The organism is Modestobacter sp. DSM 44400, from assembly GCF_900107175.1.
Lineage (GTDB): Bacteria > Actinomycetota > Actinomycetes > Mycobacteriales > Geodermatophilaceae > Modestobacter.
On record NZ_FNOZ01000001.1, the window covers coordinates 273036 to 296985 of the forward strand.

The 23950-nt window shown below is 73.9% G+C and carries 25 protein-coding genes; 3 read left to right on the top strand and 22 right to left on the bottom strand.

The annotated features are described in order from the left end of the window. Nucleotides 1-100: 100 nt before the first annotated feature. From guaA to guaB, 3 genes are all read right to left on the bottom strand, one after another. On the bottom strand, nt 101-1663 hold the full coding sequence (gene guaA / locus BLW04_RS01305) for a glutamine-hydrolyzing GMP synthase (RefSeq protein WP_091536322.1): 1563 nt from the start codon (nt 1661-1663) through the stop codon (nt 101-103). 1 nt (nt 1664) lies between these two features. Continuing rightward, on the bottom strand, nt 1665-2834 hold the full coding sequence (locus tag BLW04_RS01310) for a GuaB3 family IMP dehydrogenase-related protein (protein WP_091536325.1): 1170 nt from the start codon (nt 2832-2834) through the stop codon (nt 1665-1667). A gap of 66 nt (nt 2835-2900) precedes the next feature. Next, nucleotides 2901-4421 carry an IMP dehydrogenase gene (gene guaB / locus BLW04_RS01315; protein WP_091536816.1) on the bottom strand — a complete coding sequence of 507 codons (1521 nt, stop codon included), beginning with the start codon at nt 4419-4421 and terminating at the stop codon, nt 2901-2903. 185 nt (nt 4422-4606) lie between these two features. Here guaB and BLW04_RS01320 point away from each other — a divergent pair, with 185 nt between their 5' ends. Continuing rightward, on the top strand, nt 4607-5017 hold the full coding sequence (locus tag BLW04_RS01320; RefSeq protein WP_091536327.1) for a DUF5319 family protein: 411 nt from the start codon (nt 4607-4609) through the stop codon (nt 5015-5017). A gap of 596 nt (nt 5018-5613) precedes the next feature. Here the strand turns inward: BLW04_RS01320 and BLW04_RS29435 are convergent. Together BLW04_RS29435 and BLW04_RS01330 are read right to left on the bottom strand one after the other, a co-directional pair. Beyond that, a complete protein-coding gene (locus tag BLW04_RS29435) occupies nt 5614-5892 on the bottom strand; it encodes a type IV toxin-antitoxin system AbiEi family antitoxin domain-containing protein (RefSeq protein WP_139306702.1) in 279 nt (92 codons plus the stop codon). Between the two features lie 234 nt (nt 5893-6126). After that, on the bottom strand, nt 6127-6840 hold the full coding sequence (locus BLW04_RS01330; protein ID WP_371327760.1) for a DNA-binding response regulator: 714 nt from the start codon (nt 6838-6840) through the stop codon (nt 6127-6129). Between the two features lie 495 nt (nt 6841-7335). On the opposite strand from BLW04_RS01330, the gene BLW04_RS01335 reads away from it, so the two are divergent. Continuing rightward, nucleotides 7336-7635: a WhiB family transcriptional regulator gene (locus BLW04_RS01335; RefSeq protein WP_091536335.1), complete on the top strand. Its 300-nt coding sequence runs from the start codon at nt 7336-7338 to the stop codon at nt 7633-7635. Between the two features lie 185 nt (nt 7636-7820). Here BLW04_RS01335 and groL read toward each other — a convergent pair whose 3' ends face one another. Both groL and groES read right to left on the bottom strand, forming a co-directional pair. Beyond that, entirely contained in the window at nt 7821-9461 is a 1641-nt protein-coding gene (groL, locus tag BLW04_RS01340; RefSeq protein WP_091536337.1) for a chaperonin GroEL, read from the bottom strand. Nucleotides 9462-9600: 139 nt separating this feature from the next. Next, on the bottom strand, nt 9601-9912 hold the full coding sequence (gene groES / locus BLW04_RS01345) for a co-chaperone GroES (protein ID WP_217630795.1): 312 nt from the start codon (nt 9910-9912) through the stop codon (nt 9601-9603). A gap of 182 nt (nt 9913-10094) precedes the next feature. Here groES and BLW04_RS01350 point away from each other — a divergent pair, with 182 nt between their 5' ends. Next, nucleotides 10095-11348 (top strand): class I SAM-dependent methyltransferase, encoded by a 1254-nt coding sequence (locus BLW04_RS01350; RefSeq protein WP_091536821.1) that lies wholly within the window; start codon nt 10095-10097, stop codon nt 11346-11348. A 6-nt stretch (nt 11349-11354) separates the two neighbouring features. Here BLW04_RS01350 and tsaD read toward each other — a convergent pair whose 3' ends face one another. The 15 genes from tsaD to rplM all read right to left on the bottom strand — a co-directional run bounded on the left by tsaD (nt 11355) and on the right by rplM (nt 23909). Continuing rightward, nucleotides 11355-12395 (bottom strand): tRNA (adenosine(37)-N6)-threonylcarbamoyltransferase complex transferase subunit TsaD, encoded by a 1041-nt coding sequence (gene tsaD / locus BLW04_RS01355; protein WP_175483849.1) that lies wholly within the window; start codon nt 12393-12395, stop codon nt 11355-11357. Nucleotides 12396-12545: 150 nt separating this feature from the next. Continuing rightward, nucleotides 12546-12977, bottom strand: a complete 432-nt coding sequence (gene rimI, locus BLW04_RS01360) for a ribosomal protein S18-alanine N-acetyltransferase (protein WP_091536823.1) — start codon at nt 12975-12977, stop codon at nt 12546-12548. A gap of 17 nt (nt 12978-12994) precedes the next feature. After that, nucleotides 12995-13633 carry a tRNA (adenosine(37)-N6)-threonylcarbamoyltransferase complex dimerization subunit type 1 TsaB gene (gene tsaB, locus BLW04_RS01365; protein ID WP_091536343.1) on the bottom strand — a complete coding sequence of 213 codons (639 nt, stop codon included), beginning with the start codon at nt 13631-13633 and terminating at the stop codon, nt 12995-12997. Nucleotides 13634-13735: 102 nt separating this feature from the next. Next, entirely contained in the window at nt 13736-13924 is a 189-nt protein-coding gene (locus BLW04_RS29440; RefSeq protein ID WP_371327761.1) for an HAD family hydrolase, read from the bottom strand. Then, the gene (locus tag BLW04_RS27970) at nt 13837-14220 is read right to left on the bottom strand and encodes an HAD family hydrolase (protein ID WP_254780936.1); all 384 of its coding nucleotides are present in this window, start codon (nt 14218-14220) and stop codon (nt 13837-13839) included. Before BLW04_RS27970 ends, BLW04_RS29440 begins: the two co-directional genes overlap by 88 nt. Nucleotides 14221-14387: 167 nt before the next feature. Next, the gene (tsaE, locus tag BLW04_RS01375; RefSeq protein WP_091536345.1) at nt 14388-14840 is read right to left on the bottom strand and encodes a tRNA (adenosine(37)-N6)-threonylcarbamoyltransferase complex ATPase subunit type 1 TsaE; all 453 of its coding nucleotides are present in this window, start codon (nt 14838-14840) and stop codon (nt 14388-14390) included. Beyond that, nucleotides 14837-15463, bottom strand: a complete 627-nt coding sequence (locus BLW04_RS01380) for a uracil-DNA glycosylase (RefSeq protein ID WP_091536348.1) — start codon at nt 15461-15463, stop codon at nt 14837-14839. The genes tsaE and BLW04_RS01380 overlap by 4 nt, the downstream gene beginning before the upstream one ends. After that, the gene (locus BLW04_RS01385) at nt 15460-16626 is read right to left on the bottom strand and encodes an alpha/beta fold hydrolase (protein ID WP_091536350.1); all 1167 of its coding nucleotides are present in this window, start codon (nt 16624-16626) and stop codon (nt 15460-15462) included. Before BLW04_RS01385 ends, BLW04_RS01380 begins: the two co-directional genes overlap by 4 nt. Continuing rightward, nucleotides 16626-17789 carry an alanine racemase gene (alr, locus tag BLW04_RS01390; protein ID WP_091536353.1) on the bottom strand — a complete coding sequence of 388 codons (1164 nt, stop codon included), beginning with the start codon at nt 17787-17789 and terminating at the stop codon, nt 16626-16628. Before alr ends, BLW04_RS01385 begins: the two co-directional genes overlap by 1 nt. Continuing rightward, a complete protein-coding gene (locus tag BLW04_RS01395; RefSeq protein WP_091536355.1) occupies nt 17786-19270 on the bottom strand; it encodes an NAD(P)H-hydrate dehydratase in 1485 nt (494 codons plus the stop codon). The genes alr and BLW04_RS01395 overlap by 4 nt, the downstream gene beginning before the upstream one ends. Further along, complete coding sequence (locus tag BLW04_RS01400) at nt 19267-19644, bottom strand: holo-ACP synthase (RefSeq protein ID WP_091536358.1); 378 nt, start codon at nt 19642-19644, stop codon at nt 19267-19269. The genes BLW04_RS01395 and BLW04_RS01400 overlap by 4 nt, the downstream gene beginning before the upstream one ends. A 110-nt stretch (nt 19645-19754) precedes the next feature. Further along, a complete protein-coding gene (gene glmS / locus BLW04_RS01405) occupies nt 19755-21617 on the bottom strand; it encodes a glutamine--fructose-6-phosphate transaminase (isomerizing) (RefSeq protein WP_091536361.1) in 1863 nt (620 codons plus the stop codon). 60 nt (nt 21618-21677) lie between these two features. Beyond that, complete coding sequence (glmM, locus tag BLW04_RS01410) at nt 21678-23024, bottom strand: phosphoglucosamine mutase (protein ID WP_091536364.1); 1347 nt, start codon at nt 23022-23024, stop codon at nt 21678-21680. Nucleotides 23025-23049: 25 nt separating this feature from the next. Continuing rightward, complete coding sequence (rpsI, locus tag BLW04_RS01415) at nt 23050-23469, bottom strand: 30S ribosomal protein S9 (RefSeq protein WP_091536366.1); 420 nt, start codon at nt 23467-23469, stop codon at nt 23050-23052. Further along, on the bottom strand, nt 23466-23909 hold the full coding sequence (gene rplM, locus BLW04_RS01420; RefSeq protein WP_091536369.1) for a 50S ribosomal protein L13: 444 nt from the start codon (nt 23907-23909) through the stop codon (nt 23466-23468). The genes rpsI and rplM overlap by 4 nt, the downstream gene beginning before the upstream one ends. Nucleotides 23910-23950 lie beyond the last annotated feature (41 nt).

Below are 23950 nucleotides of genomic sequence, written 5' to 3' on the forward strand. Positions count from 1 at the left end.
GACCCCGAGGACATGACGCGGACCAGGTCCAGGCAGCTCGGCCGGCAGCGACCGCCCGGCCTCGGCGTCCTGACGGCCGGGACGACGTCTCAGGAACGGGTCACTCCCACTCGATGGTGCCCGGGGGCTTGCTGGTCACGTCCAGCACCACCCGGTTGACCTCGGGGACCTCGTTGGTGATCCGGGTCGAGATCCTCGCCAGCACGTCGTAGGGCAGCCGCGTCCAGTCCGCGGTCATCGCGTCCTCGCTGGACACCGGGCGCAGCACCACCGGGTGGCCGTAGGTGCGGCCGTCGCCCTGCACACCGACCGAGCGGACATCGGCGAGCAGCACCACCGGGCACTGCCAGATCTCGGTGTCCAGGTGGGCGGCGGACAGCTCGGCGCGGGCGATCGCATCGGCCTGGCGCAGGATGGCGAGCCGGTCGGCGGTGACCTCCCCCACGATCCGGATGCCCAGCCCCGGCCCCGGGAAGGGCTGCCGCTGCACCAGGGTGTCGGGCAGCCCCAGCTGGCGGCCCACCTCGCGGACCTCGTCCTTGAACAGCGTCCGCAGCGGCTCGACCAGGGTGAAGGTCAGGTCCTCGGGCAGCCCGCCGACGTTGTGGTGGCTCTTGATGTTCGCCGTCCCGGAGCCGCCGCCGGACTCCACGACGTCGGGGTAGAGCGTGCCCTGCACCAGGAAGTCGACGGTCTCACCGTGCTCCTTGGCGTCGGCGACGACATCGAGGGCTGCCTGCTCGAACACCCGGATGAACTCCCGGCCGATGATCTTCCGCTTCTGCTCGGGGTCGCTCACCCCGGCCAGCGCACCCAGGAACTGCTCGCCGGCGTCGACGACGCGCAGGTCGGCCCCGGTGACGGCGACGAAGTCCCGCTCGATCTGCTCGGTCTCGCCCTCGCGCATGAGGCCATGGTCGACGTAGACGCAGGTCAGTTTGTCCCCGATCGCCCGCTGGACCAGGGCGGCCGCAACGGCGGAGTCGACGCCACCGGACAGCCCGCAGATCGCCTGCCGCTCGCCGATCTGCTCGCGGATCACGGCAACCTGTTCCTCGACGACGTTGGCCATCGTCCAGCTGCGCCCGAGGCCGGCGATCTCGAAGAGGAAGTGCTCGAGCACGGTCTGCCCATGCGCGGTGTGCCGGACCTCGGGGTGGAACTGCACCCCGGCGAGCCGGCGGTCGACGTCCTCGAAGGCGGCGACCGGCGCCCCGGTGCTGGTGGCGGTGACGGTGAACCCGGGTGGGGCGGCGCTCACCGCGTCGCCGTGGCTCATCCACACCGACTGTTCCGGCGGGAGACTGCCGAACAGCGACCCGGGGGTGGTCACCGTCAGCGGGGTGCCGCCGTACTCGCGGTCGCCGGTGCGGGCCACGGTGCCCCCGAGGCTGGCGGCCATCGCCTGGAACCCGTAGCAGATGCCGAAGGCGGGGACGCCGGCCTCGAACAGCGCCGGGTCGACCTGCGGGGCGCCCGGCGCGTACACGCTGGACGGACCGCCGGACAGAATGATCGCCGCCGGCTTGCGGGCGAGCACGTCGGCGACGGGCAGGTCACCACGGACGATCTCGGAGTACACGCCGGCCTCGCGGATCCGACGGGCGATCAGCTGGGCGTACTGGGCACCGAAGTCGACGACCAGGACGGTCGGGAAGTCCACCTCAGCCCACCAGGTGACCGGGGCTGGGCGGGGTCTCCCCGCCGCCGCCGATGACCAGGTCGACCCGCTGGAACTCCTTGAGGTCCCGGTAGCCGGTCTTGGCCATGGTGCGGCGCAGCGCCCCGAAGAGGTTGGTGCGACCGTCGGCCTCCGTGGCCGGGCCGAGCAGCACCTCCTCGAGCGTGCCGCGCGGGACGGCCGGCGCCGAGGCGCCGCCGCGCGGCAGCCGCGGGTGCGCCGCGACCGAGTCCCACCACACGCCGCCGCCGGGGGCCTCCTGCGCGCTGCGCAGCGGCTCGCCGAGCTGGACGGCGTCGGCGCCGCAGGCCAGCGCGCGGGCGATGGCGCCGCTGGTCTCGATCCGGCCGTTGGCGATCACGTGCACGTACCGGCCACCGGTCTCGTCGAGGTAGTCGCGGCGGGCCGCGGCAGCGTCGGCGATCGCGCTGGCCAGCGGCACCCGGATGCCCATCACGGCGTCGCTGGTGGACCAGCTATCGGCGCCCACGCCGACGATGACGCCGGCCGCGCCGGTGCGCATCAGGTGCAGCGCCGTCTGATAGTCCGCGGCCCCGCCCACGATCACCGGGACGTCGAGGTCGGCGATGAACTCCTTGAGGTTCAGCGCCTCCCCGGTCGTGGTGACGTGCTCGGCGGAGACGATGGTGCCCTGGATGATCAGCAGGTCGACCCCGGCGGCCAGCACCGCCGGGGCGAGCTGCACCGTGTGCTGCGGGGAGATCCGCACCGCGGTGGTGACACCGGAGTCGACCAGCTCCTTGACCCGGGCGGTGACGAGGTCGGGCTTCACCGGCTCGGCGTAGACCTCCTGCAGCAGCGAGGTCGGCGGGCCGCCGTCGGGCCCGGCGGCCCCGCGCAGCTGGCGGTAGACATCGGTCGGGTCGTCGTAGCGGGTCCACAGACCCTCGGCGTTGAGCACACCCAGGCCGCCGGCAGCGCCGATGGCCACCGCGGTGGCCGGGCTCACCACCGCGTCGCTCGGGCTGCTGATCAGCGGGATCTCGAAGCGGAATGCGTCGATCTGCCAGGCGGTGGAGACGTCGTCGAGGTCCCGGGTCCGCCGGCTGGGCACCAGCGAGACCTCGTCGAGGTCGTAGCCGCGGCGGGCGAACCGGTTGAGGCCGATCTCCACGTTGTCGCGTACGGGCATCAGGTCACCGGGCCCGGTAGTTGGGGGCTTGGGAGTTCTCGCGGATGGCACGGATGCACATGCCGGTCACCTCGTGCGGTAGTTGGGGGCTTCGGTGGTCATTTGAATATCGTGCGGGTGGCTCTCGGTGAGCCCGGCGGAGGTGATCCGGGTCAGCTGGCCACCCTCCTGCAGGTCAGCGATCGTGGCCGCTCCGGCGTAGCCCATCGAGGCCCGCAGGCCCCCGACGAGCTGGTGGGCCACCCCGGCCAGCGGGCCGCGGTAGGGCACCTGGCCCTCGATGCCCTCGGGCACGAGCTTGTCGTCGGAGAGGACGTCGTCGGCGAAGTACCGGTCGCGGCTGAAGGACTGGTTGCCGCCGCGCTTCTGCATCGCGCCCAGCGACCCCATCCCCCGGTAGGACTTGTACTGCTTGCCGTTGGTGAACACCAGCTCGCCGGGTGCCTCCTCGACACCGGCGAACAGGCTCCCGAGCATCACGGTGTCGGCGCCGGCGACGAGGGCCTTGGCGATGTCACCGGAGTACTGGAGGCCGCCGTCGCCGATGACCGGCACGCCGGCCGGCCGGCAGGCGAGGCTGGCCTCGTAGATCGCGGTGACCTGCGGGACGCCGACCCCGGCGACGACGCGGGTGGTGCAGATCGAGCCAGGTCCGACGCCGACCTTCACTGCGTCCGCACCCGCGTCGACGAGCGCCTGGGCGCCGGCCCGGGTGGCCACGTTGCCGCCGATGACCTCGACGGCGAAGTCGCCCCTGACGCGGGCGACCATCTCCAGCACGGCCCGCTGGTGGCCGTGCGCGGTGTCCACCACGAGCACGTCGACGCCGGCGTCGACGAGCAGCCCGGCCCGCTTGTAGGCGTCCTCCCCGACACCCAGGGCGGCGGCGACGAGCAGCCGGCCGTCGGCGTCCTTGGTGGCGGAGGGGTACTGATCGCGCTTGACGTAGTCCTTGACGGTGATCAGTCCACGGAGCCGGCCGGCGTGGTCCACCAGCGGCAGCTTCTCGATCTTGTGCTCGCGGAGCAGGGCCAGGGCGGTCTCCGGGTCGACCCCGACCCGGGCGGTGACCAGCGGCATCGGCGTCATCACCTCGCGGACGAGCCGGCTCTGGTCGTTCTCGAAGCGCATGTCGCGGTTGGTGATGATGCCGACCAGCACGCCCTCGCCGTCGACCACCGGGGCGCCGGAGATGCGGTAGCGGGCCGACAGCGCGTCCACCTCGGCCAGCGTGTTGCCCGGCGCGCAGGTGACCGGGTTGGTGACCATGCCGGCCTCGGACCGCTTGACCAGGTCGACCTGACCGGCCTGGTCCTCGGCGGACAGGTTGCGGTGCAGCACGCCCACGCCACCGGCGCGGGCCATGGCGATCGCCATCCGCGACTCGGTGACGGTGTCCATCGCCGAGGACAGCAGCGGAATGGCCAGCCGGATGCCGCGGGTGAGCCGGCTGCTGGTGTCCACCTCGGCGGGGACGACGTCGGACGCCCCCGGGATGAGCAGGACGTCGTCGTAGGTCAGCCCCAGGGGGGCGAACTTGGCCGGCAGTTCGGGACGGGGCCCATCAAGCTGCTCGTCGGGCTGCATGCTGCCGCCACCCTCTCGGTCGTCGGTGCGCACGCCGGAGAGGCGCACGGGACCCACCGATGGTAGGCGGACACCTGCCGGACACCCGCGCCCCGTTACCGTTGTCCGGTGGGCGTGCGTGCACGCCCGAGCTGCTGGCGACAGCAGGAGGACACGGGGCCGGCACGAGCCGGCGAGGAGGACACGTGGACGCGTGGGACGACGCACTCGGTCCCGAGCCGGACTTCGACGGCGGGGACCGGTCGGAGTTGCCCCCGCTGACCCTGGAAGAACGCGCCGGGGTCCTCGACGACCTCGCTGAGCTGGAGGTCTTCCGCACCCTGCTGGAGCCCACCGGGGTCAAGGGCATCGTCGTGGACTGCCCGGACTGCGAGGAGGAGCACCACGTCGACTGGGCGCTGATGCAGGCCAACCTGCGACAGTTGCTCGACGAGGGGCAGACCGGCCGGCACGAGCCGCCGTTCGACCCCGACCCCGACGACTACGTCAGCTGGGACTACGCCAGCGGCTACGCCGACGGGGTCGCTGCGATGGCCGAGCGCGAGGAGCCCAGTGGCCAGCACGGCTCGACCGGCCGGCACGCCCGGGACGACTAGAACGGCGTCGTCGAGGGGTTGAGCCGTGACACTGCGATCCTCCGGATCACATCACGGCCAGGTTCCGTCCCCCGGCTGCGCTGAGCCGTTTCGTCGCGCCCTCACCGGACCCTCCGGGCCCACCTCGGTCACGACAGCGGTCCTCGGGACCGCGGCACCGTAGAGCGCATCGTCGTCTCCGACGGACCCGCGCCTCGACCGGCGCCACCCCGGCCAGAGGTCGTCATCGACCAGTCGGACGAAGCGCACCCCGACCGCGCGCATCGTGTCCTCGCGCCGTTTCTCGTCGAACAGGACGTCCTCGGGCGAACCTCCGCAGGCCGGCCGCAGGTACTTCACCCGGCCGTCGAACTCCTGCGTGGGACGAACCGGTGCCGCTCGAGGGTGTCCTGCAGGAGTTGCGGCGTCACCAGGCCGCGCAGCAGCGCCGCGTCCGGAGCGGCCACAGCAGGCAGTTCCGGCCACTCACGCGCAGTGTCGACCAGCGTCCGGGCCGGGGTCGTCAGCCGGTGCCGGCCGGGCGGTCACCTCGTCGGCCGGGAGTTCCGCGCGGGTCATCACGTAACCCGGCCCGGTGCGCCAGCGGTGCGGGTCGGTCAGCCGCACCTCAGATGGCAGCCCAGCGGGTATCGACAGATCCCACACCGGGCCGCCGTGCCATGGCTGAGTGCCGCACTGGGCCTGGCCAGCGCCGTGGCCACGGCTGGCGCGTCGAGCTCATGACGCCGTCCGGCCGCTTCGGTCTCGGCGAGGCCGGCCGCGGTGACGAACAGTCCGGGGCGCAGCCGGACCCACGCCCCTGAGCGGACCACGCTGCGGATCTCTCGTTCGGTGACGCCGGCCGCCGTCAGGTCGGCCGGGCGAACAGGCCCGATCGAGCCTGAGCGGCGACGCGGAGCAGGGCAGGCAGCGAGAGGGTCACCGGGCGATGGTCACCGGGCGGGAGACCGCAGAGCCGGCGTCCCCGGCGGATGTGGACGGGCCGTCGTCCAGTGGACGACGGCCCGCACGGTCGTAGCTCGCGCGGTAGAGCCACCCCGGTGACGGCTGAGCCGGGGCATGCCCTGGCTCAGCGGTCGGTCGGGCGGCTCATCCTCCGGAGGAGGAGCTCAGCTCATCATCCCCCGGCGGAAGCCGGTGGCGACCGCCTCGGCGCGGTCCTTGACGCTGAGCTTGCGAAACAGCCGGCGGGCGTGGGTCTTGATGGTGTCCTCGGACAGGTAGAGCTCACGGCCGATCTGGGCGTTGCTCTTGCCCTGGCTCATGCCGGTGAGCACCTGCATCTCCCGCATCGACAGCGCGACCGGCGCCGGGTCGGGCACCGTGGACCGGACCGTGGTGGGCGCGGCGCCGGCCAGCGGGCTGGCGCTCCCCCAGGACGATGGTCCGCCGTTCGGTGCGCCGGCGAGGGCGTGCTGCGGCGTGCGGGATACCGGTGCCAGGGAGCCCAGGGGGCGCTGCGGGTCCGAGCGCATGCCGGTCCGCGACAGGCCAAGCCCCAGCTCCAGCGGGCTGGCGTCCCAGCGCAGGTAGCCGCGGGCGCCGAACGCCACGGCGGAACGCACGCTGTCGGCGTCGTCGGGGGCGCCGAGCACGAGCACCGGCAGGCCGGGGTGTGAGCGCAGCACCTGGGTGGCCACCGACAGGCCGCTGTCGGTGGCGCGCTGCGTGCCCACCAGCAGGACGTCGGGGAGCCGGTTGGCCAGCCGGGCGGCCAGGGCGGCCGGGTCGCCGACGGCCTCGACGCGGCCCACGAACGGCAGGGCGAGCAGTCGGGCCGCGACGTCGTCCCGGACCCGCCGACGTTCGTCGAACACCCACACGACGGCACCGCTGCCGTTGCCCCGCACCCTGTCCTCGATCACCGCTGCTCCTGTCTGCGCCGGCCTGGGGACGGGCCGGCGACATACCGACCGGGCGCCGCCCGACCGGGTGGCCGGGGGCGGGGGTGTCCCCGCCCCGGAGGTGCTCGGTGCCGCCGGTGTCACCGGACGGCGCCGAGAGGTCCCCCACCCGGTGGTCGGCACCCCGTGGCGTCACCTTGATCGTCGGGAGGGCAACCGAACAGCGGCTGTCACCCCGCAGGGTGAGGCCCCCCGGCGCCTCCGCAGGCTCCGCGGTGCTCCAGCGGCGGCTCAGCGGGTTCGCGGACGTGCTGTGTGGTGCCCAACAGACCCGGGCTGGCGCCGGGTATCGCACATGTCCGGCGATTCCGCAGCCGGAAGCGAGAACTGATGTGTTTGCGCACGTTCGGTGCGGGGCATCCGGCCGTCAGTGACCGGGCAGACCCCCCGGTGCACCCGAGCCGAGGAGGTCCCATGGCCGACATCCGTCGACTGCCCATGCCCGTTGCCGAGGTGTGGGACTGGCAGCTGCACGGTTCTTGCCGGGGCGAGAGCACGTCCCTGTTCTTCCACCCCGACGGCGAGCGGGGCCCGGCGCGGGCGCGCCGGCAGGCCGCAGCGAAGGCCGTGTGCGCACGGTGCCCCGTTCTCGAGAGCTGCCTCCAGCACGCGCTGTCGGTCCGCGAGCCCTACGGGGTCTGGGGCGGCATGAGCGAGGAGGAGCGGACCAGACTGATCGCAGCCGAGCCCGCCCCGATCGCTGCAGGGGTCTGACGCCGGCGGGAGACCTCCCCCGCCAGAACGCCGAGAGGGCCGGTCCGACATCTGTCGGACCGGCCCTCTCGGCGTTCTCGGTGCTGCTGCCTCCCGGGAGACCCCGGGCGATCACCGGCGGGTGGTCGTGCCCGACGGCGCGTCGGTCAGCCACCCGCCGATGATCAACGGGAGATCAGCTCAGCTCAGTGGCCGTGCCCGTGCCCACCGTGCGAGTGGCCGTGGGTGTGGTGCGCCCCGTTGCCCTCGAACTCGGCCGGCTTGTCGACGATGGCCGAGTCGGTGGTCAGCACCATCGCCGCGATCGAGGCGGCGTGCGCCAGCGCGGCCTTGGTGACCTTGACCGGGTCGATGACGCCTTGGGCGGCCAGGTCGCCGTACTCGCCGGTCGCGGCGTTGAAGCCCTGGCCGATGCCGAGCTCGCGCACCCGGCCGACGACGACCGGGCCCTCGAAGCCGGCGTTCTCGGCGATGCGGGACAGCGGGGAGTCCACGGCCCGGCGCACCGAGCGGGCCCCGATGAGCTCGTCCCCGGTGAGCGTGAGCTCGTCGATGGCCGCGGCGGCGTGCACCAGCGCGGAACCGCCACCGGGGACGACGCCCTCCTCCACCGCGGCGCGGGTGGCGGCGATGGCGTCCTCGATCCGGTGCTTCTTCTCCTTCATCTCGACCTCGGTGGCCGCACCGACGCGGATCACCGCGACGCCGCCGGACAGCTTGGCCAGCCGCTCCTGCAGCTTCTCGCGGTCCCAGTCGGAGTCGGTGTCCTCGATCTCGCGACGGACCTGCGCGGCCCGGTCGGCGATCGCGCCGGAGGTGCCGCCGCCGTCGACGATCGTGGTGTCGTCCTTGGTGACGGTGACCCGGCGGACGGTGCCGAGCACCTCGAGGCCGACGTTGTCCAGGGACAAGCCGACGTCCTCGCTGACCACCTGCGCGCCGGTGACGACGGCCAGGTCGGTCATGAACGCCTTGCGCCGGTCGCCGAAGTAGGGCGACTTCACCGCGGCGACCTTGATGGTCTTGCGGATGGAGTTCACCACCAGGGTCGACAGCGCCTCGCCCTCGACGTCCTCGGCCACGATGAGCAGCGGCTGGCTGCCCGAGCCGAGAACCTTTTCCAGCAGCGGCAGCAGCGTCGACAGCGCGCTGATCTTGCCACTGACCAGCAGCACGAGGGCGTCCTCCAGGACGGCCTCCATGGACTCGGAGTCGGTGACGAAGTAGGGCGAGAGGTAGCCCTTGTCGAACTGCAGGCCCTCGGTGACCTCGAGGTCGGTGGAGAAGGTGTTGGCCTCCTCGACGGTGATGACGCCGTCCTTGCCGACCCGCTCCATCGCCTCGCCGATCAGCTCGCCGACCTCGGCGTCCTGCGCGGACACGGTGGCCACCCCGGTGATCGCCTTGCGGTCGTCGACCGGGATGGCGACCTTGTCCAGCGCGGCGTGCACGGCGTCGACGGCCGCGCGCATGCCGCGGCCCAGGGCCATCGGATTCGCGCCTGCGGTGACGTTGCGCAGGCCCTCGTGCACCAGCGCCTGGGCCAGCACGGTGGCGGTCGTGGTGCCGTCGCCGGCGACGTCGTTGGTCTTGGTGGCGACGTTCTTGGCGAGCTGAGCACCGAGGTTCTCGTAGGGGTCCTCGAGCTCTATCTCGCGGGCGATGGTGACGCCGTCGTTCGTGATCGTCGGGGCGCCGAAGTTCTTGTTGATCACGACGTTGCGGCCGCGGGGGCCGAGGGTGACCTTGACGGCGTCGGCGAGCTTGTCGACGCCGCGCTCGAGGGCGCGGCGGGCGTCCTCGTCGAACAGGATGATCTTGGCCATGCCAGACCTCTCAGGGTGTCCGGGTGGTGCGGGAGAGAACGGAGGCAGACGCGAACCGCCCCGGGACCCGGTGGTTCGGGTCGCCGGGGCGGTGTCGTCTCACGTGCAGGGTCGTGCTGGTACTAGCGGAGGAGTGAGGTCACTTCTCCACGACGGCGAGCAGGTCACGCGCGGACAGGACGAGGTAGTCCTCGCCGCCGTACCGGATCTCGGTGCCGCCGTACTTCGAGTAGACGACCACGTCACCGACGTTGACGTCGAGCGGGACGCGGTTGCCGTTGTCGTCGATGCGGCCGGGACCCACGGCGACGACGGTGCCCTCCTGGGGCTTCTCCTTCGCCGTTTCCGGAATGACCAGACCGGACGCCGTGGTGGTCTCGGCCTCGTTGGCCTGGACCACGACGCGGTCTTCCAGCGGCTTGATGTTGACCTTGGTAGCGGTCGTCACGATGTGACGCCCCCTTCGTGTCGACGGGCTTGTGAGGTAGTGCAGATGCTGTGGCACGAGGCTGGCGACCTGCCGTCGCGGGGGTCAGGTACCGGCCTGTGTCATTGGCACTCTACCCATGCGAGTGCCAGCCGCTCAACCGGGTCGGCCACCGGCTCACCCCGGAGGTGGGCGACGCTGTCGCGATGCCCCCGGGAAACCAGGACGAGGAGTCCGCCGCACGGTCCGCGGAGACCGTGCGTCAGCTGCAGGACCTGGCGACGCCGGCCGGTGCCGCCGCGTTGACCCGGGCCGCCGAGCTGCTGGCCGGCCGCACCGACGCGGTCACCGCGCTGTCCAGGTTGCGGACCGAGGTGGGTGTGCAGCTGGCCGGTCCGGCCTGGGGCATCGCGCGGCAGCGCGCAAAGGCCCGGCCGGCGTTCGGCGCCGACGCGGACCGGCTGCTGTTCACCGGGGACACCCTCGAGCAGGCCGGCCGGCCGGCGCTCGCCGACCGCCGGGCCGGCCGGCTGCTCACCGGTGGGGTGGCGTCCGTCGCCGACCTCGGGTGCGCAGCCGGCACCGACACCCTCGCCCTGGCCCGGGCGGGCGCCTCGGTGCTCGCCGTCGACCGGGACCCGGTGGCCCGCACGCTCACCGCGGCCAACGCTGCCGCCGTCGGCGTCGCCGACCGGGTGCAGGTGGTCGACGCCGACGTCGTCGACCTGGTCGCGGCCGCCGCCGACGGGCAGGTGGCCGGCTGCGACGCCGCCGTCCTGGACCCGGCGCGCCGGGCCGGTGGACGACGACTGCTGGACCCCGACCGTTGGTCCCCGCCGTGGTCGACGGTCCTCGCCCTGCTCGAGCGGGTGCCCCGCTGCGTGGTCAAGGTGGCGCCGGGGCTGGACCACGACCGCGTGCCGGCCGGGATCGAGGCGGAGTGGGTGTCGATCGGCGGCTCGATCGTGGAGGCGCTGCTGTGGGGCCGCGGCCTGTCGACGACCTGGCGGCGGGCGACCCTGGTGCGCGGCGGGACGATCGCCGAGCTGATCGCCGATGACGACCCCGGGCTGGCACCGGTGGGCCCGGTGCGCGGCTGGCTGCACGAGCCCGACCCGGCGGCGATCCGCTCCGGACTGGTGTCGGTGGTGGCCGCAAACCTGGGCGCGACCCTGGTCGACCCGACGATCGCCTACCTGACCAGCGACTCCCCCACCGGATCGCCGTGGGCCAGCAGCCACCCGGTGACCGACGTCTTGCCGTTCAACCTCAAGAAGCTGAAGGCGCTGCTGCGCAGCCGGGACGTCGGCCGCGTCGTGGTGAAGAAGCGCGGGTCGCCGATCGAGCCGGACGCGCTGGCCCGCCAGCTCCGCGGGCCGGGCAGCGGAACGGCGGTCGTCGTCGTCACCCGGGTGGCCGGCGCCCCCACCGTGCTGGTCTGCGGGCCGCCGTCCGCCTGACCGTAGCTACCGGCTGACGACGTCGATCGGCAGCGAGCTGTCCGCACCCAGGTCGACCGCGGACGGCGCGATGCCGGCCTCGACCAGCCGGGAGCCCAGGGCGGCGACCATCGCCCCGTTGTCGGTGCACAGCCGCGGGCTGGGCGTGCGCAGCACGATCCCGGCCGCGGCGCAGCGCTCAGCGGCGAGCGCGCGCAGCCGCGAGTTCGCCGCCACCCCCCCGCCGATCACCAGGTGGTCGACGCCGGAGTCGCGGCAGGCGCGGACGGCCTTGGCGGTGAGCACGTCGACCACAGCCTCCTGGAACGCCGCGGCGACGTCGGCGACCGGAACCGGCTCACCAGTCCGCTCGCGAGCCTCGACCCAACGCGCGACCGCCGTCTTCAGGCCGGAGAAGGAGAAGTCGTAGGGGGCGTCGCGCGGGCCGGTGAGTCCGCGCGGGAAGCCGATGGACGTCGGGTCTCCCCCGCGGGCGGCCCGGTCGATCGGCGGTCCACCGGGGAACGGCAGACCGAGCACCCGCGCGACCTTGTCGAATGCCTCCCCCGCGGCGTCGTCGATGGTCTGGCCCAGCGGCTGCACGTCCTGGGTGAGGTCGGGGACCAGCAGGAGCGAACTGTGCCCACCGGACACCAGCATCGCGACCGTGGGCTCGGCCAGCCGGCCGTGCTCCAGTTCGTCGACGGCGACGTGCGCGGCGAGGTGGTTGACCCCGTACAGCGGCACGTCCAGCGCGAGGGCGTAGGCCTTGGCCGCGGCGACGCCGACCAGCAGGGCGCCGGTCAGCCCGGGACCGGAGGTCACCGCGATCGCGTCGACGTCGCCGGCGGTCACCCCGGCATCGGACAGCGCGCGGCGGACCGTCGGGATCATCGCCTCCAGGTGCGCCCGCGAGGCGATCTCCGGGACGACGCCGCCGAACCGCTCGTGCTCGGCCATGCTGGTCGCCAGGGCGTCGGACAGCAGGGTCTGCCCGCGCACCAGGCCGACCCCGGTCTCGTCGCAGGAGGTCTCGAGGCCCAGGACCAGCGGCTGGTCAGCCACCATGACTCCATTCGCTCCCGCGGGGCGCTCCGCTCCCCGTTCCATGTCGTCGGTCGCCTCCGCGGTCGCTCCGCTCCTCGCTCGCAGGGCCCGCTGCGATGCTCACTTCCTGTCGGCTTCCGGCCGCGCTGCGATGCTCACGCCCCTGTCCGCTCATCGGGGCACCTCCCGCTGCATGACGACGGCATCGGTGCCGCTGGGCTGGTAGTAGCCCTGCCGGCGGCCGATCTCGGTGAACCCTCGACGCCGGTAGAGCCCCTGAGCGACCTCGTTGTCGGCGCGAACCTCCAGCAGCACGACCTTGCTGCGGGTGTCCGCCTCGGCGAGCAGCGTGTCCAACAGGAATACGCCGACGCCCTGGCCCTGGGCGGCGACGGTGACGCCGAGGGTGGCGATGTGCGCCTCCTCGGGATAGGCGATCAGCCCTGCGTAGCCGAGTACGGCGCCGGCGTCGTCCACGGCGACCAGGTAGTGCCGGGTGTCGGTGCGGGCGAGTTCGTCCCGGTACATCGCCGCCGTCCAGGTGTCCGGGGCGAAGAGCTCCTCCTCCATCGCCAGCACGGCGGGGAGGTCGGCGCGCGTCATGTCCCGCAGGGAGACTGTCACTGGGAGACCGCCTTCCGCAGCGTCGGCGGGACGGCATCGGGACGGCGCAGGTACAGCGGCTCGAGCGGGCCGGCGGAGCCCGGGTCGCCCAGCTGCGGAGCCGCCGCGCGCAGCAGTCCGGCTGTCGTCACCTGGGCGGCGGCGACCGGGACGCCGAGCCGGTCGGAGCCGACCGCCGCGTCGCCGACCAGCGGCGGGGTAGGGGTCATGCCGTCCGGCCGGTTGACCGCGGGCCCGATCGTCCGGGTGCCGTCGGCGGCGTAGGCCGCCCAGTAGAGCTCCTTGCGCCGGGCGTCGGTCACCACGGTGCGGGCGCCGGCGCCGATCGCGTCCAGCGAGCAGACGCCGACGACGGGCAGGCCGCGGGCGTCGGCCACCGCGGCAGCGGTCACCACCCCGACCCGCAGCCCGGTGAAGGGCCCGGGCCCCAGTCCGGTGACGACGGCATCGAGGTCGCCCATCGACCGACCGGCGTCGGCCAGCACGGCACGGATGGTCGGGGTGAGCAGTTCGGCGTGCCGGTTGGCCGAGGCGACGGCCCGCTCGGCGAGCACCTCGACCCCCTCGGCGGCCGACCAGCGCGCCAGCCCGACGACGAGGTTCGGGGTCGCGGTGTCGAGGGCGAGGACGAGCACGACCGATCAGGGTAGTTGGCGCCGGCCAGCCGTCCTCAGCCGCTGCTATGAGCCCGACCGGGCCGGAGCACGGGGAGGTGTCAGCCGGATCAGCCCCCGAGGTCAGCGGCGCTGGTCGACGAGCAGGTCCACCAGGTCACCGGGACGGTCCACGGTGTGCTCAGCGGGGGCGGTCGGGTCGTACAGGTGTCCCCATCCGGCGGTCAGCGCGTGTGCGCCGCTGCGCGTGGCCGCGAGCAGGTCGGTGGGCGCGTCTCCGATGTCGGCACTCCGGGTGGGGGCGACGCCCAGCTTTCGGCAGGCCCGCTCGATGCCCTCGGGATCCGGCTCGACCGCTCGATCTGGTCGCCGCCCACGATGATGGAGAAGAAGTCGACCAGGTCTGCGGCGTCGAGCAGGAGCTCGGCGGCACGCGTGCTGGCACCGGTGCACACAGCGAGCGCCACGTGCGGCCGCAGAGCCGCCAACGCCGCCCGGATTCCCGGGTAGGGCCGCACCGCCTCGGGCACCGAAGCTCGCCCCGGCTCCTCGTGGTAGGCGACCACGTCCGCGGTGCCCACCGGGCGCTCGAGCATGCGGGCCAGCATGATCACAGGTTCGCCTCGGGTACGACGGTCACGGAGTCGATGAGCGTGCCGTCCATGTCGCAGATCAGGGCTGCCGGCCGGATCCGCGCCTCCCGCCGGTTCGCCCTCGCTCATGCCCGCGGAGTCTGCCCGACGGCACGAGGGAGGGGCACGGACTGACCTCCACCTCAGCTGTCGTCGAGCCGCTGCTCCCAGCCCGCGCCGACCGGCACCAGCCGGGCGGTGCGGACGTCGTCGTCCCGGCGGTCGAGCTCGACGACCAGGTGCTCGTCGGTCAACTGCTCGACCAGGCCGTGTCCCCACTCCACGACGGTGACCGCCTCCCCGGCGGTCGCGTCGAGGTCCAGGTCGTCGACGTCGGCCATGCTGCCCAGCCGGTAGGCGTCCACGTGCACCAGCGCCAGCCGGCCGCCGAGGTGCACCCGGGCGAGCACGAAGGTCGGTGAGGTGACCAGCCCCGGCACGCCCAGCCCGGCGCCGATGCCCTGGGTCAGCGCGGTCTTGCCGGCGCCCAGCGGGCCGGCCAGGACGACGAGGTCCCCGGCCCGCAGCAGCCCGGCCAGCGTTCGGCCCAGTGCTTTGGTGTCCTCGGCGGTGGGCAGCTCGTGCTCACGCCTCACAGCGTCGCCGCCACCGCGGTCAGGTCGGCGAGGAGCCCGGCCCGCGGGGCGCCGTTCGGGCCGAACCGGATCGCCGCCGAGGGGTGGTAGGTCGCCCACACCGCGCGCCCGCCGACGTCGTGGGGCCGGCCGCGCACCTGCGCCAGCACGGTGCGGGGGCCGAGGAACCACTTCGCCGACGACAGCCCGAGGGCGACGACGACCGGGGCGTCCAGCAGCTCCAGCTGGCGGCGCAGCCAGCCGCTGCAGCGGGCGACCTCTGGTGCCTTCGGCGTCCGGTTGCCCGGCGGCCGGCACTTGACCACGTTGAGCACCGCGGCCTGCGCCCGGTCCAGCCCGGCCTCGGCCAGCAGCACGTCGAGCAACGCGCCGGAGCGGCCCACGAAGGGGCGGCCGGTCTCGTCCTCCTGCGCCCCCGGCGCCTCCCCCACGAGCACCAACCGCGGCCGGCCGACCGGGACGTCGCCGACGACGACGTGCTGGCGGACGGCGGCCAGCTCGGGGCAGGCGACGCACGAGGACGCGACGACCGCGAGCGCGGCCCAGTCCGGCGCCGCGGCAGCCACCCGGGCGACCTCGTCGGCCGCGGCACCCACCCCGGGCGCCGGGGGCCGCGGGGTCACCGGCGGGCGCCCTGCTCGGCGGCTACCCGCCGGAGCAGCGCCGACAGCGCGGCGGTGACCTCGTCGGGGCGCTCGAGCAGCACCAGGTGCCCGGCACCCGGGACGACGAGCAGCTGGGCGTCCGCCAGCTGCTCGACGATCCGCTCGCTGTGCGCCTGCGGGATCATCTTGTCCGCGTCGCCGGTGAGCACGAGCGTGGGCACCCGGCGCAGCGGCTCGATCGCCCCACTGGCGTCCAGACCGGCGATGGCTGAGTAGAACTCGGCGATCACGTCGACCGCGGTGCCGGCGATCATCGCGTCGACGTAACGGCCCAGCGCCGGGTCGACGTCGGTGGAGGAGAAGGACAGCGACCAGGTGGCCGCCGACACGACGTCCCTGGCCAGCCGCCTGGTGCGCTCGGCGAAGGCCGGACGCCTTCGCATCGTCCAGGCCGCCACCGGCAGCACCGCGGTGCGCAGCCGGGTCAGCAGGTGCGGCAGCCCGAAGTCGAGGTCGGCCAGGCCGCCGCTGGAGGTCGACATCAGCGCGACGCCGGCGACCCGGGTGCCGAACAGCTGCGGACGGCGCTGGGCCAGGGCGAGCACCGTCATGCCGCCCATCGAGTGCCCGACCAGCACCACCGGCCCCCGGGGCACCCGGGTGGTGAGCACCGACTCGAGGTCGGCGGCGAGGTGGTCGATGGTCGCGTGGTCGGCGTCCCCGCGGCCGGAGGAGCCGTGTCCGCGCTGGTCGTAGAAGACCAGCCGGGCGTCGGGCCGGTGGCCGTTGGCGGTGGCCAGCTCGGCGGCCAGGTCGCGGCGCTGAAAGGTCCAGGAGGCCATCGACAGCGCGTAGCCGTGCACGAACACGACGGTCAGCGGGGCGTCGAGGGGGCCGATCTCCTCCACCGACAGCAGGACGCCGTCGTCGGCCTGCACCAGCGCCGTGCGGTCGGCCGGCCGGCCGGCGGCACCGAGCGGGTCGGCCTCGCGCAGCTCTCCGACCGGCACGTCGGTCACGGCACGGTGGTCGGAGTCCCCGGCCTGACCGGCGAGCTGGTTGGCGCGTACCCGGGCGGCCGCCGTCCGGGTGACGGCGACGCCGACCGCGGTGCCGGCGGCGGCCAGGCCGACCGCGGCCCCGATCAGCCCCGCCGTCCGGCTGATGTGCGGGTGCAGCATCACGCCACCCCGGCGGTGCCGACGTAGCGCCGGCGGAAGCGGCCGCCCACGCGGGTGACGAGCTCGTAGTGGATGGTGTCGGCCGCGTCGGCCCACTGCTGGGCAGTCGGTTCGCCGGCCGCCCCGGAGCCCCACAGCACCACCCGGTCGCCGGGGGCGATCGGATCGTCGCCGACGTCGAGCACGAACTGGTCCATGCAGACCCGCCCGGCGATCGCCCGCTGCCGGCCGGCGGCCAGCACCGGCGCCCGGTTGCCCGCCGCCCGCGGCACCCCGTCGGCGTAGCCGATCGGCACCAGCGCCAGCGTCGTCTCCTGCGCGGGGTGGTAGGTGTGGCCGTAGGAGACCCCGGCCCCGGCCGGCACCCGCTTGGTGAGGGCGACCCGCGCCTGCACCGTCATCGCCGGAAGCAGCCCGTGATCGGCCGGGTCGCCACCCAGCGGGTCCAGCCCGTACAGCGCGACGCCGGGGCGCACCATGTCGTACCAGGTCTCCGGCAGCGCGAGGGTGGCCGCGGAGTTCGCCAGGTGCCGGCGGGCGTCGGTCAGTCCGGCTGCCCGCGCGAGGGAGACGGCCTCCTCGAAGACCCGCACCTGCTGGCCGATGGTGGGGTGCTGGGGGGCGTCGGCGTAGGCCAGGTGGCTCCACAGCCCCACAACGGCGACGTCCCCGTCGGTCTCCGCGCGCGCCGCCGCGGACACCAGCCCCGGCCAGTCGGCGGAGGTGGCGCCCTCCCGGCTCAGGCCGGTGTCGGCGGTGAGGTGCACCCGGGCGGTCAGCCGGGTCCGCCGGGCCACGGCGACCACCTCGGCCAGGCCCCACTCCGCGTTGACCGACACCTCGACGTCGGCGGCCAGTGCGGCGGCGACGTCCTCCCCGGGGCCGTTGAGCCAGGCCAGCACGGGTGCGGTGATCCCGGCCGCGCGCAGCGCGAGCGCCTCCTCCAGCACCGCGACGCCCAGCGCGTCGGCGCCGCCGGCGAGCACCGCCCGGGCCGCGGGGAGCAGCCCGTGGCCGTAGCCGTCGGCCTTGACCACGGCCATCAGCGGCCGGGCGACGCGCTCGCGCAGCACTGCGGTGTTGGCCGCGATGGCGTCGAGGTCGACGACCACCTCGGCCCGGTTCTCCAGCGCCTGCAGCGGGGCCTGTTCCACCTGGGTCACCAGCCCACTGTCCCAGGCGCGACCGCCGCGGCCGGGCCGCCACCGCGGAACAGCCGGCCGAGGGCCTCCGGCAGGTGCCGGACCACGTCTCCGGCGATCAGCGGGCCGCAAGCGGCGGCCAGCTGCCCGGCCCGGCCGTGCACATGGGCGGCGACGGCGGCCGCCTCCACGGTGGGCAGCCCGGTGGCCGCCTGGGTGGCGAGCAGCGCCCCGGCGATGCCGGAGAGCACGTCGCCGGTGCCCGCGGTAGCCAGCCACGGCGTGCCGGTGGCGTTGACGAAGGCGGTGCCGTCGGCGTCAGCGACCACCGTGGCGTCGCCCTTGAGCAGCACGGTGCAGCCGAGCTCTGCGGCCCCGCGGCGGGCCGCGGCGACGCGGTCGGGGCCGACGTCGCCGAAGAGCCGGGCGAACTCCCGGTCGTGCGGGGTGAGCAGGGTCGGCCGGTCGCGGTCGCGCACGAGCTCGGGGTGCTGGGAGACCAGGGTCAGCGCGTCGGCGTCCACCACCACCGGGACGTCGCCGGCCAGCACCTCGGCGAGCACGCTGCGGGCTTCCTCGTCGGTGCCCATGCCCGGGCCGACCACCCAGGCCTGCACCCGGCCGGCGTCGCGAGGGCGGCCGGCGGTGACGATCGCTTCGGGCCAGGCTGCGCGCACGCCCTCGGCGGCGGTGCCGGCGTAGCGGACCAGGCCGGGCCGGGTGCGCAACGCGGAGCCGGTGCAGAGCACACCGGCGCCCGGGTAGGCCGCTGAGCCGGCGACCACCCCGACCACGCCGCCGGTGTACTTGTCGCTGGTCGCCGACGGCGGTTCCACCCGGGCGGCCGCGTCGGCGTCGGTGAGCTGGGAGACGTCCGGGGCGGGCAGGTACGGGCCCAGGCCGATGTCGACCAGGTGCACCAGCCCGGCGCAGCCACGGCCCGCCCCCACCACGAGGCCACGCTTGACCGCGCCGAAGGTGACCGTGTGCTGGGCCGGGAACGCCGTCCCGTCGACGGCTCCGGTGTCGGCGTCCACCCCGCTGGGCAGGTCGACGGCGACGAGCAGCCCGGGGCCGGCCGCGGCCGCCGCCGCCAGTTCCGCCGCCGCGGGGCGCAATCCACCCCGGCCACCGATGCCGACGATCCCGTCGAGCACCAGATCGGCGCGGTCCAGGCCGGCGTCGTCGGCACCGGCGACCCGGCCGCCGGCCCGCCGCAGCGCCGCCAGCCCACCGGCGTGCGCACGTTCGGGATCCAGCAGCACCGCCCGGACCGATGCGCCGCGGCCGGCCAACACCGCCCCGACGTACAGGGTGTCCCCGCCGTTGTCGCCGGCCCCGACCAGCAGCACCACGCGGACGCCGTGTGCGCGGCCGAGCAGGCCCAGGCAGACGGCGCCCAGCCCGGTGGCGGCGCGCTGCATCAGGGTGCCGTCCCGAAGGGTCGCCCGGGCGGCGGTCTCGGCCGCGCGCACCTGCTCGGCGGTGTACAGCGCGATCATGCGGGCGTCCCCTCGGCGATGACCACGGCGGAGGCGATGCCCCCGTCGTGGCTGAGCGACACGTGCAAGTGGGTCACGCCGAGGGCGGCGGCGCGCCGGGCGACCGTGCCGCGGACGGTCAACAGCGGCCGCCCGTGCTCGCCGACGGTCACCTCGGCGTCGTGCCAGTGCAGGTCACCCGGCGCGCCGAGAGCCTTGGCGAGCGCCTCCTTGGCGGCGAACCGGGCGGCCAACGACTCCCCGGTGCGCGACGCGCCGGACGGGGTCTGCTGCTCGTCGGCGGTGAACAGCCGGTCGCGCAGCCCCGGGGTGCGGGTCAGGGAGGCGGCGAAGCGCTCCACCGGGCAGACGTCGATGCCGACCCCGATGATCACGCCGCCATCCTGCCCGCCGCCGCCCTACCTCGCCGGAGCGGACCCGCCCCAGGGCCGGCCACCGGGGTAGCTCCCTCCAGGATCAGGTCACCTGATCCTGGAGGGAGCCCTCACTCGACGGTAACGCTCTTGGCCAGGTTCCGCGGCTGGTCGACGTCCAGCCCGCGCGTCGCGGCGATCTCGCACGCCAGCACCTGCAGGGGCACGGTGGTGACGACCGGGGCCAGCAGCGTCGGCGTGCGCGGCACCCGGATCAGGTGGTCGGCGTAGGGCACGACGTCCTCGTCACCCTCCTCGGCGATCACGATGGTGCGCGCGCCGCGAGCTCGTACCTCCTGGATATTGCTGACCACCTTGCCGTGCACCGACTCCCGGCTGGACGGTGAGGGGACCACCACGATCACCGGGGTGCCCTGGTCGATGACTGCGATCGGGCCGTGCTTGAGCTCTCCGGCGGCGAAGCCCTCGGCGTGGATGTAGGCCAGCTCCTTGAGCTTGAGTGCGCCTTCCAGCGCCACCGGATATCCGACGTGCCGACCGAGGAAGAGGATCGTGTTCGCGTCGGCCAGCGAGCGCGCGAGCTCGCGCACCGGTTCCATGCCCGCCAGGACCGTGGCCACCGCGTCGGGCAGCGCCCGGAGGTCCTCGACGATGGCCGCCACCTCGTCGGTGTACTTGACGCCGCGGACCTGGGCGAGGAACAACCCGACGAGGTAGCAGGCCACCACCTGGGTGAGGAAGCCCTTGGTCGAGGCGACCGCGACCTCCGGCCCGGCACGCGTGTACAGGACGGCGTCGGACTCCCGCGGGATCGTCGACCCGTTGGCGTTGCAGATGGCGAGCACACGCGCCTTCTGCTCCTTGGCGTGCCGCAGCGCCATCAGCGTGTCCATCGTCTCGCCGGACTGGCTGACCACGATGACCAGCGTGGACCGGTCCAGCACCGGGTCGCGGTACCGGAACTCACTGGCCAGTTCCACCTCGACCGGGATGCGCGTCCAGTGTTCGATCGCGTACTTGGCGATCAGCCCGGCATGGAAAGAGCTTCCACAGGAGACGACGAAGATCTTGTCCACGTCCCGGAGCTCCTGGTCGGACAGCCGGACCTCGTCCAGCACCAGCTCGCCGGCGGCGCCGAGCCGGCCCAGCAGTGTGTTGGCCACCGCCTCGGGCTGCTCGGCGATCTCCTTGAGCATGAACCAGTCGTAGCCGCCCTTCTCGGCGGCGGCGGCGTCCCAGTCGACGGTGTACGCGGTCGGCTCGACCGGCGCGCCGGCGAAGTCGGTGACGCTGACCCCCCGCTCGCGGTCGATGACCACGACCTGGTCCTGCCCCAGCTCCAGGGCGTCGCTGGTGTGCGCGATGAACGCGGCGACGTCGGAGCCGAGGAAGTACTCGCCGTCCCCGACCCCCACCACCAGCGGGCTGTTGCGGCGGGAAGCGACCAGCCGGTCGGGCTCGTCAGCGTGCGAGGCCACCAGCGTGAACGCGCCTTCGAGCCCGCGGCTGACCGTGCGCATCGCCTCGGCCAGCCGGTCGTCGCCGGCTGGCGTCTTCCGGTAGGCGGCGGCCAACAGGTGGGCCACGACCTCGGTGTCGGTCTCGGAGGTGAACTCCACGCCGGCCGCCTCGCACTCGGCGCGCAGGACGGCGAAGTTCTCGATGATGCCGTTGTGGACGACCGACACCGTGCCGTCGGCGGAGACGTGCGGATGGGCGTTGCGGTCCGTGGGACCACCGTGGGTCGCCCAGCGGGTGTGCCCGATGCCGATGGTGGCGGCCGGGAGGGACTCCTCGGCCAGCACCTTCTCCAGGTTGGCGAGCTTGCCGGCCTTCTTCACCGTCGTCAGCCGGCCCCCGGCGAGCACGGCGACACCTGCCGAGTCATAGCCCCGGTACTCCAGCCGTCGCAGCCCCTCCAGGATCACGTCCAGTGAGTTCTGCGGGCCGACGTACCCCACGATGCCGCACATTCCTGCGAGGGTACCGGTGCCGGAGACGGGAACCGTCACCTCGGCAAGGTGTCGCACGCCTCAACCCGCGGCGGCGACGACCTCGGCCAGCCGCGCGGCGACGGCGTCCGCCTGCTCCTGGGTGGGCGCCTCGACCATCACGCGGACCAGCTGCTCGGTGCCTGAGGGCCGCAGCAACACCCGGCCGGAGTCGCCCAGCTCCGCCTCGACGTCGTTGACCGCCCGGGCCACGTCGTCGCTCTCCACGACCGCCAGTCGGTCGGTGACCGGCACGTTGACCAGGGTCTGCGGCAGCCGGCGGACGACGGAGGCGAGCTCGGCGAGAGAAGCGCCCGTGGCGCTCATCCGGGACAGCAGCGCCAGCCCGGTGAGCAGGCCGTCGCCGGTGGTCGCCCAGCCCAGGAAGACGAGGTGGCCGCTCTGCTCGCCGCCCAGGGACAGCCCGCGCGAGCGCAGCGCCTCCAGCACGTAGCGGTCGCCGACGGCGGTGGTGTGCACCGTGATACCGGCGGCCCGCATCGTGTGGTGGAAGCCCAGGTTGCTCATGACGGTGGCGACGACCGTGTCGTTGGTCAGGTTGCCGCTCTCGTGCAGCGCGAGGGCGCAGATGGCCAGGATGGCGTCGCCGTCCACGACGTCCCCGGTGGCGTCGACCGCCAGGCAGCGGTCGGCGTCCCCGTCGTGGGCGATGCCGATGTCCGCGCCCTGGCGCGCGACCTCGGCGATCAGCGGACCCAGGTGGGTGGAACCGATGCCGTCGTTGATGTTCCAGCCATCGGGCTCGCCACCGATGACGTGCACCTGGGCGCCGGCCCTCCGGTAGACCTCGGGCGCGCAGCGGGAGGCCGAGCCGTGGGCACAGTCGACGACCACCCGCAGCCCCGCGAGGGGTTCGCGGAGAGCTGACAGCACGTGGTCGGTGTAGTCCTCGACCGCGCTGGACAGGTCGCGCACCCGGCCCACGCCACCACCGGTGGGGCGGTGGTCGCCGGAGCCGTCCCGACCGGTGACCTGCCGCTCGATGGCGGCCTCGACCGCGTCGGGCAGCTTGTGCCCGCCGCGGCTGAACAGCTTGATGCCGTTGTCGGGCATCGGGTTGTGGCTGGCCGAGATCATCACGCCGAGGTCGGCGCCGGTCTGGCCGGTGAGGAACGCGACCGCCGGGGTGGGCACCACACCGACCCGCAGCACCTCCGCGCCCGCGCTGGCCAGGCCGGCCACGACCGCGGCCTCGAGCATCTCCCCGCTGGCGCGGGGATCACGCCCGACGACCGCGACGGGACGTGAGGTCCCGTCGCGGTCGGCGAGCACGCCGGCGGCGGCGCGGGCCACCGAGAGCGCCAGTTCCGGCGTCAGGTCGGCATTGGCCCGTCCCCGGACGCCGTCGGTGCCGAAGAGGCGCCCCATGAACGACTGACCCGTGCCGGACGCGTCAGCGCTTGGAGTACTGGGGAGCCTTGCGGGCCTTCTTCAGGCCGTACTTCTTCCGCTCGGTGGCGCGGGGGTCCCGGGTGAGGAAGCCGGCCTTCTTGAGGGCCGGACGGTCGTCGGGCTCGATCTCGATGAGCGCCCGGGCGATCCCCAGTCGCAGCGCACCGGCCTGCCCGGAGACGCCACCGCCGTGGAGCAGGCCCACGACGTCGTACTGCTCGCCCTTCTCCAGGATCACGAACGGCTCACGGATGAGCTGCTGGTGGACCTTGTTGGGGAAATACTCCTCGATGGTTCGGCCGTTGAGCTTGAACTGGCCGGTGCCCGGCAGCAGCCGGACGCGGACGATGGCCTCCTTGCGGCGGCCGACCGTCTGGATGGGACGCCCGTCGGCGTCGGTCACGGTCTGGGCGCTGGTCACTGGGACACCTGCTTGATCTCGAAGGTCTGGGGTTGCTGGGCGGAGTGCGGGTGCTCGGGCCCGGCGTAGACCTTGAGCTTGGAGATCATCTGCCGGCCCAGCGAGTTGTGCGGCAGCATCCCCTTGATGGCGCGCTCGATGACGCGGTCGGGGCGGGTCTTCAGTTCCTCGCCGACGTTGATCGTCCGCAGACCACCCGGGTAGCCCGAGTGCCGGTAGGCGACCTTGGTGTCGCGCTTGGAGCCGGTGAGGGCCACCTTGCCCGCGTTCACGATGACCACGAAGTCGCCGGCGTCGACGTGCGGGGCGAACTGCGGCTTGTGCTTGCCACGCAGCAGGATGGCGGTCTGGCTGGCCAGTCGGCCGAGCACCACGTCGGTGGCGTCGATGACGTGCCAGGCCCGGGTGATGTCACCGGGCTTGGGGGTGTACGTGCGCACGAGGCACTGTCCTTGTCGTCGTCGTCGGGCGGGTGGCTGGT

What these genes read in the sequence shown, in the direction of transcription:
- BLW04_RS01350 (WP_091536821.1), top strand. Translation starts at nt 10,095, where the DNA reads ATGCCCCCGGGAAACCAGGACGAGGAGTCCGCCGCACGGTCCGCGGAG.
- BLW04_RS01395 (WP_091536355.1), bottom strand. Translation starts at nt 19,270, where the DNA reads ATGATCGCGCTGTACACCGCCGAGCAGGTGCGCGCGGCCGAGACCGCC.
- rimI (WP_091536823.1), bottom strand. Translation starts at nt 12,977, where the DNA reads ATGACGCGCGCCGACCTCCCCGCCGTGCTGGCGATGGAGGAGGAGCTC.
- BLW04_RS27970 (WP_254780936.1), bottom strand. Translation starts at nt 14,220, where the DNA reads ATGCTGGCCCGCATGCTCGAGCGCCCGGTGGGCACCGCGGACGTGGTC.
- glmS (WP_091536361.1), bottom strand. Translation starts at nt 21,617, where the DNA reads ATGTGCGGCATCGTGGGGTACGTCGGCCCGCAGAACTCACTGGACGTG.
- tsaD (WP_175483849.1), bottom strand. Translation starts at nt 12,395, where the DNA reads ATGGTGGCTGACCAGCCGCTGGTCCTGGGCCTCGAGACCTCCTGCGAC.
- BLW04_RS01335 (WP_091536335.1), top strand. Translation starts at nt 7,336, where the DNA reads ATGGCCGACATCCGTCGACTGCCCATGCCCGTTGCCGAGGTGTGGGAC.
- BLW04_RS01310 (WP_091536325.1), bottom strand. Translation starts at nt 2,834, where the DNA reads ATGCCCGTACGCGACAACGTGGAGATCGGCCTCAACCGGTTCGCCCGC.
- glmM (WP_091536364.1), bottom strand. Translation starts at nt 23,024, where the DNA reads ATGGGGCGCCTCTTCGGCACCGACGGCGTCCGGGGACGGGCCAATGCC.
- groL (WP_091536337.1), bottom strand. Translation starts at nt 9,461, where the DNA reads ATGGCCAAGATCATCCTGTTCGACGAGGACGCCCGCCGCGCCCTCGAG.
- BLW04_RS01385 (WP_091536350.1), bottom strand. Translation starts at nt 16,626, where the DNA reads ATGCTGCACCCGCACATCAGCCGGACGGCGGGGCTGATCGGGGCCGCG.
- guaB (WP_091536816.1), bottom strand. Translation starts at nt 4,421, where the DNA reads ATGCAGCCCGACGAGCAGCTTGATGGGCCCCGTCCCGAACTGCCGGCC.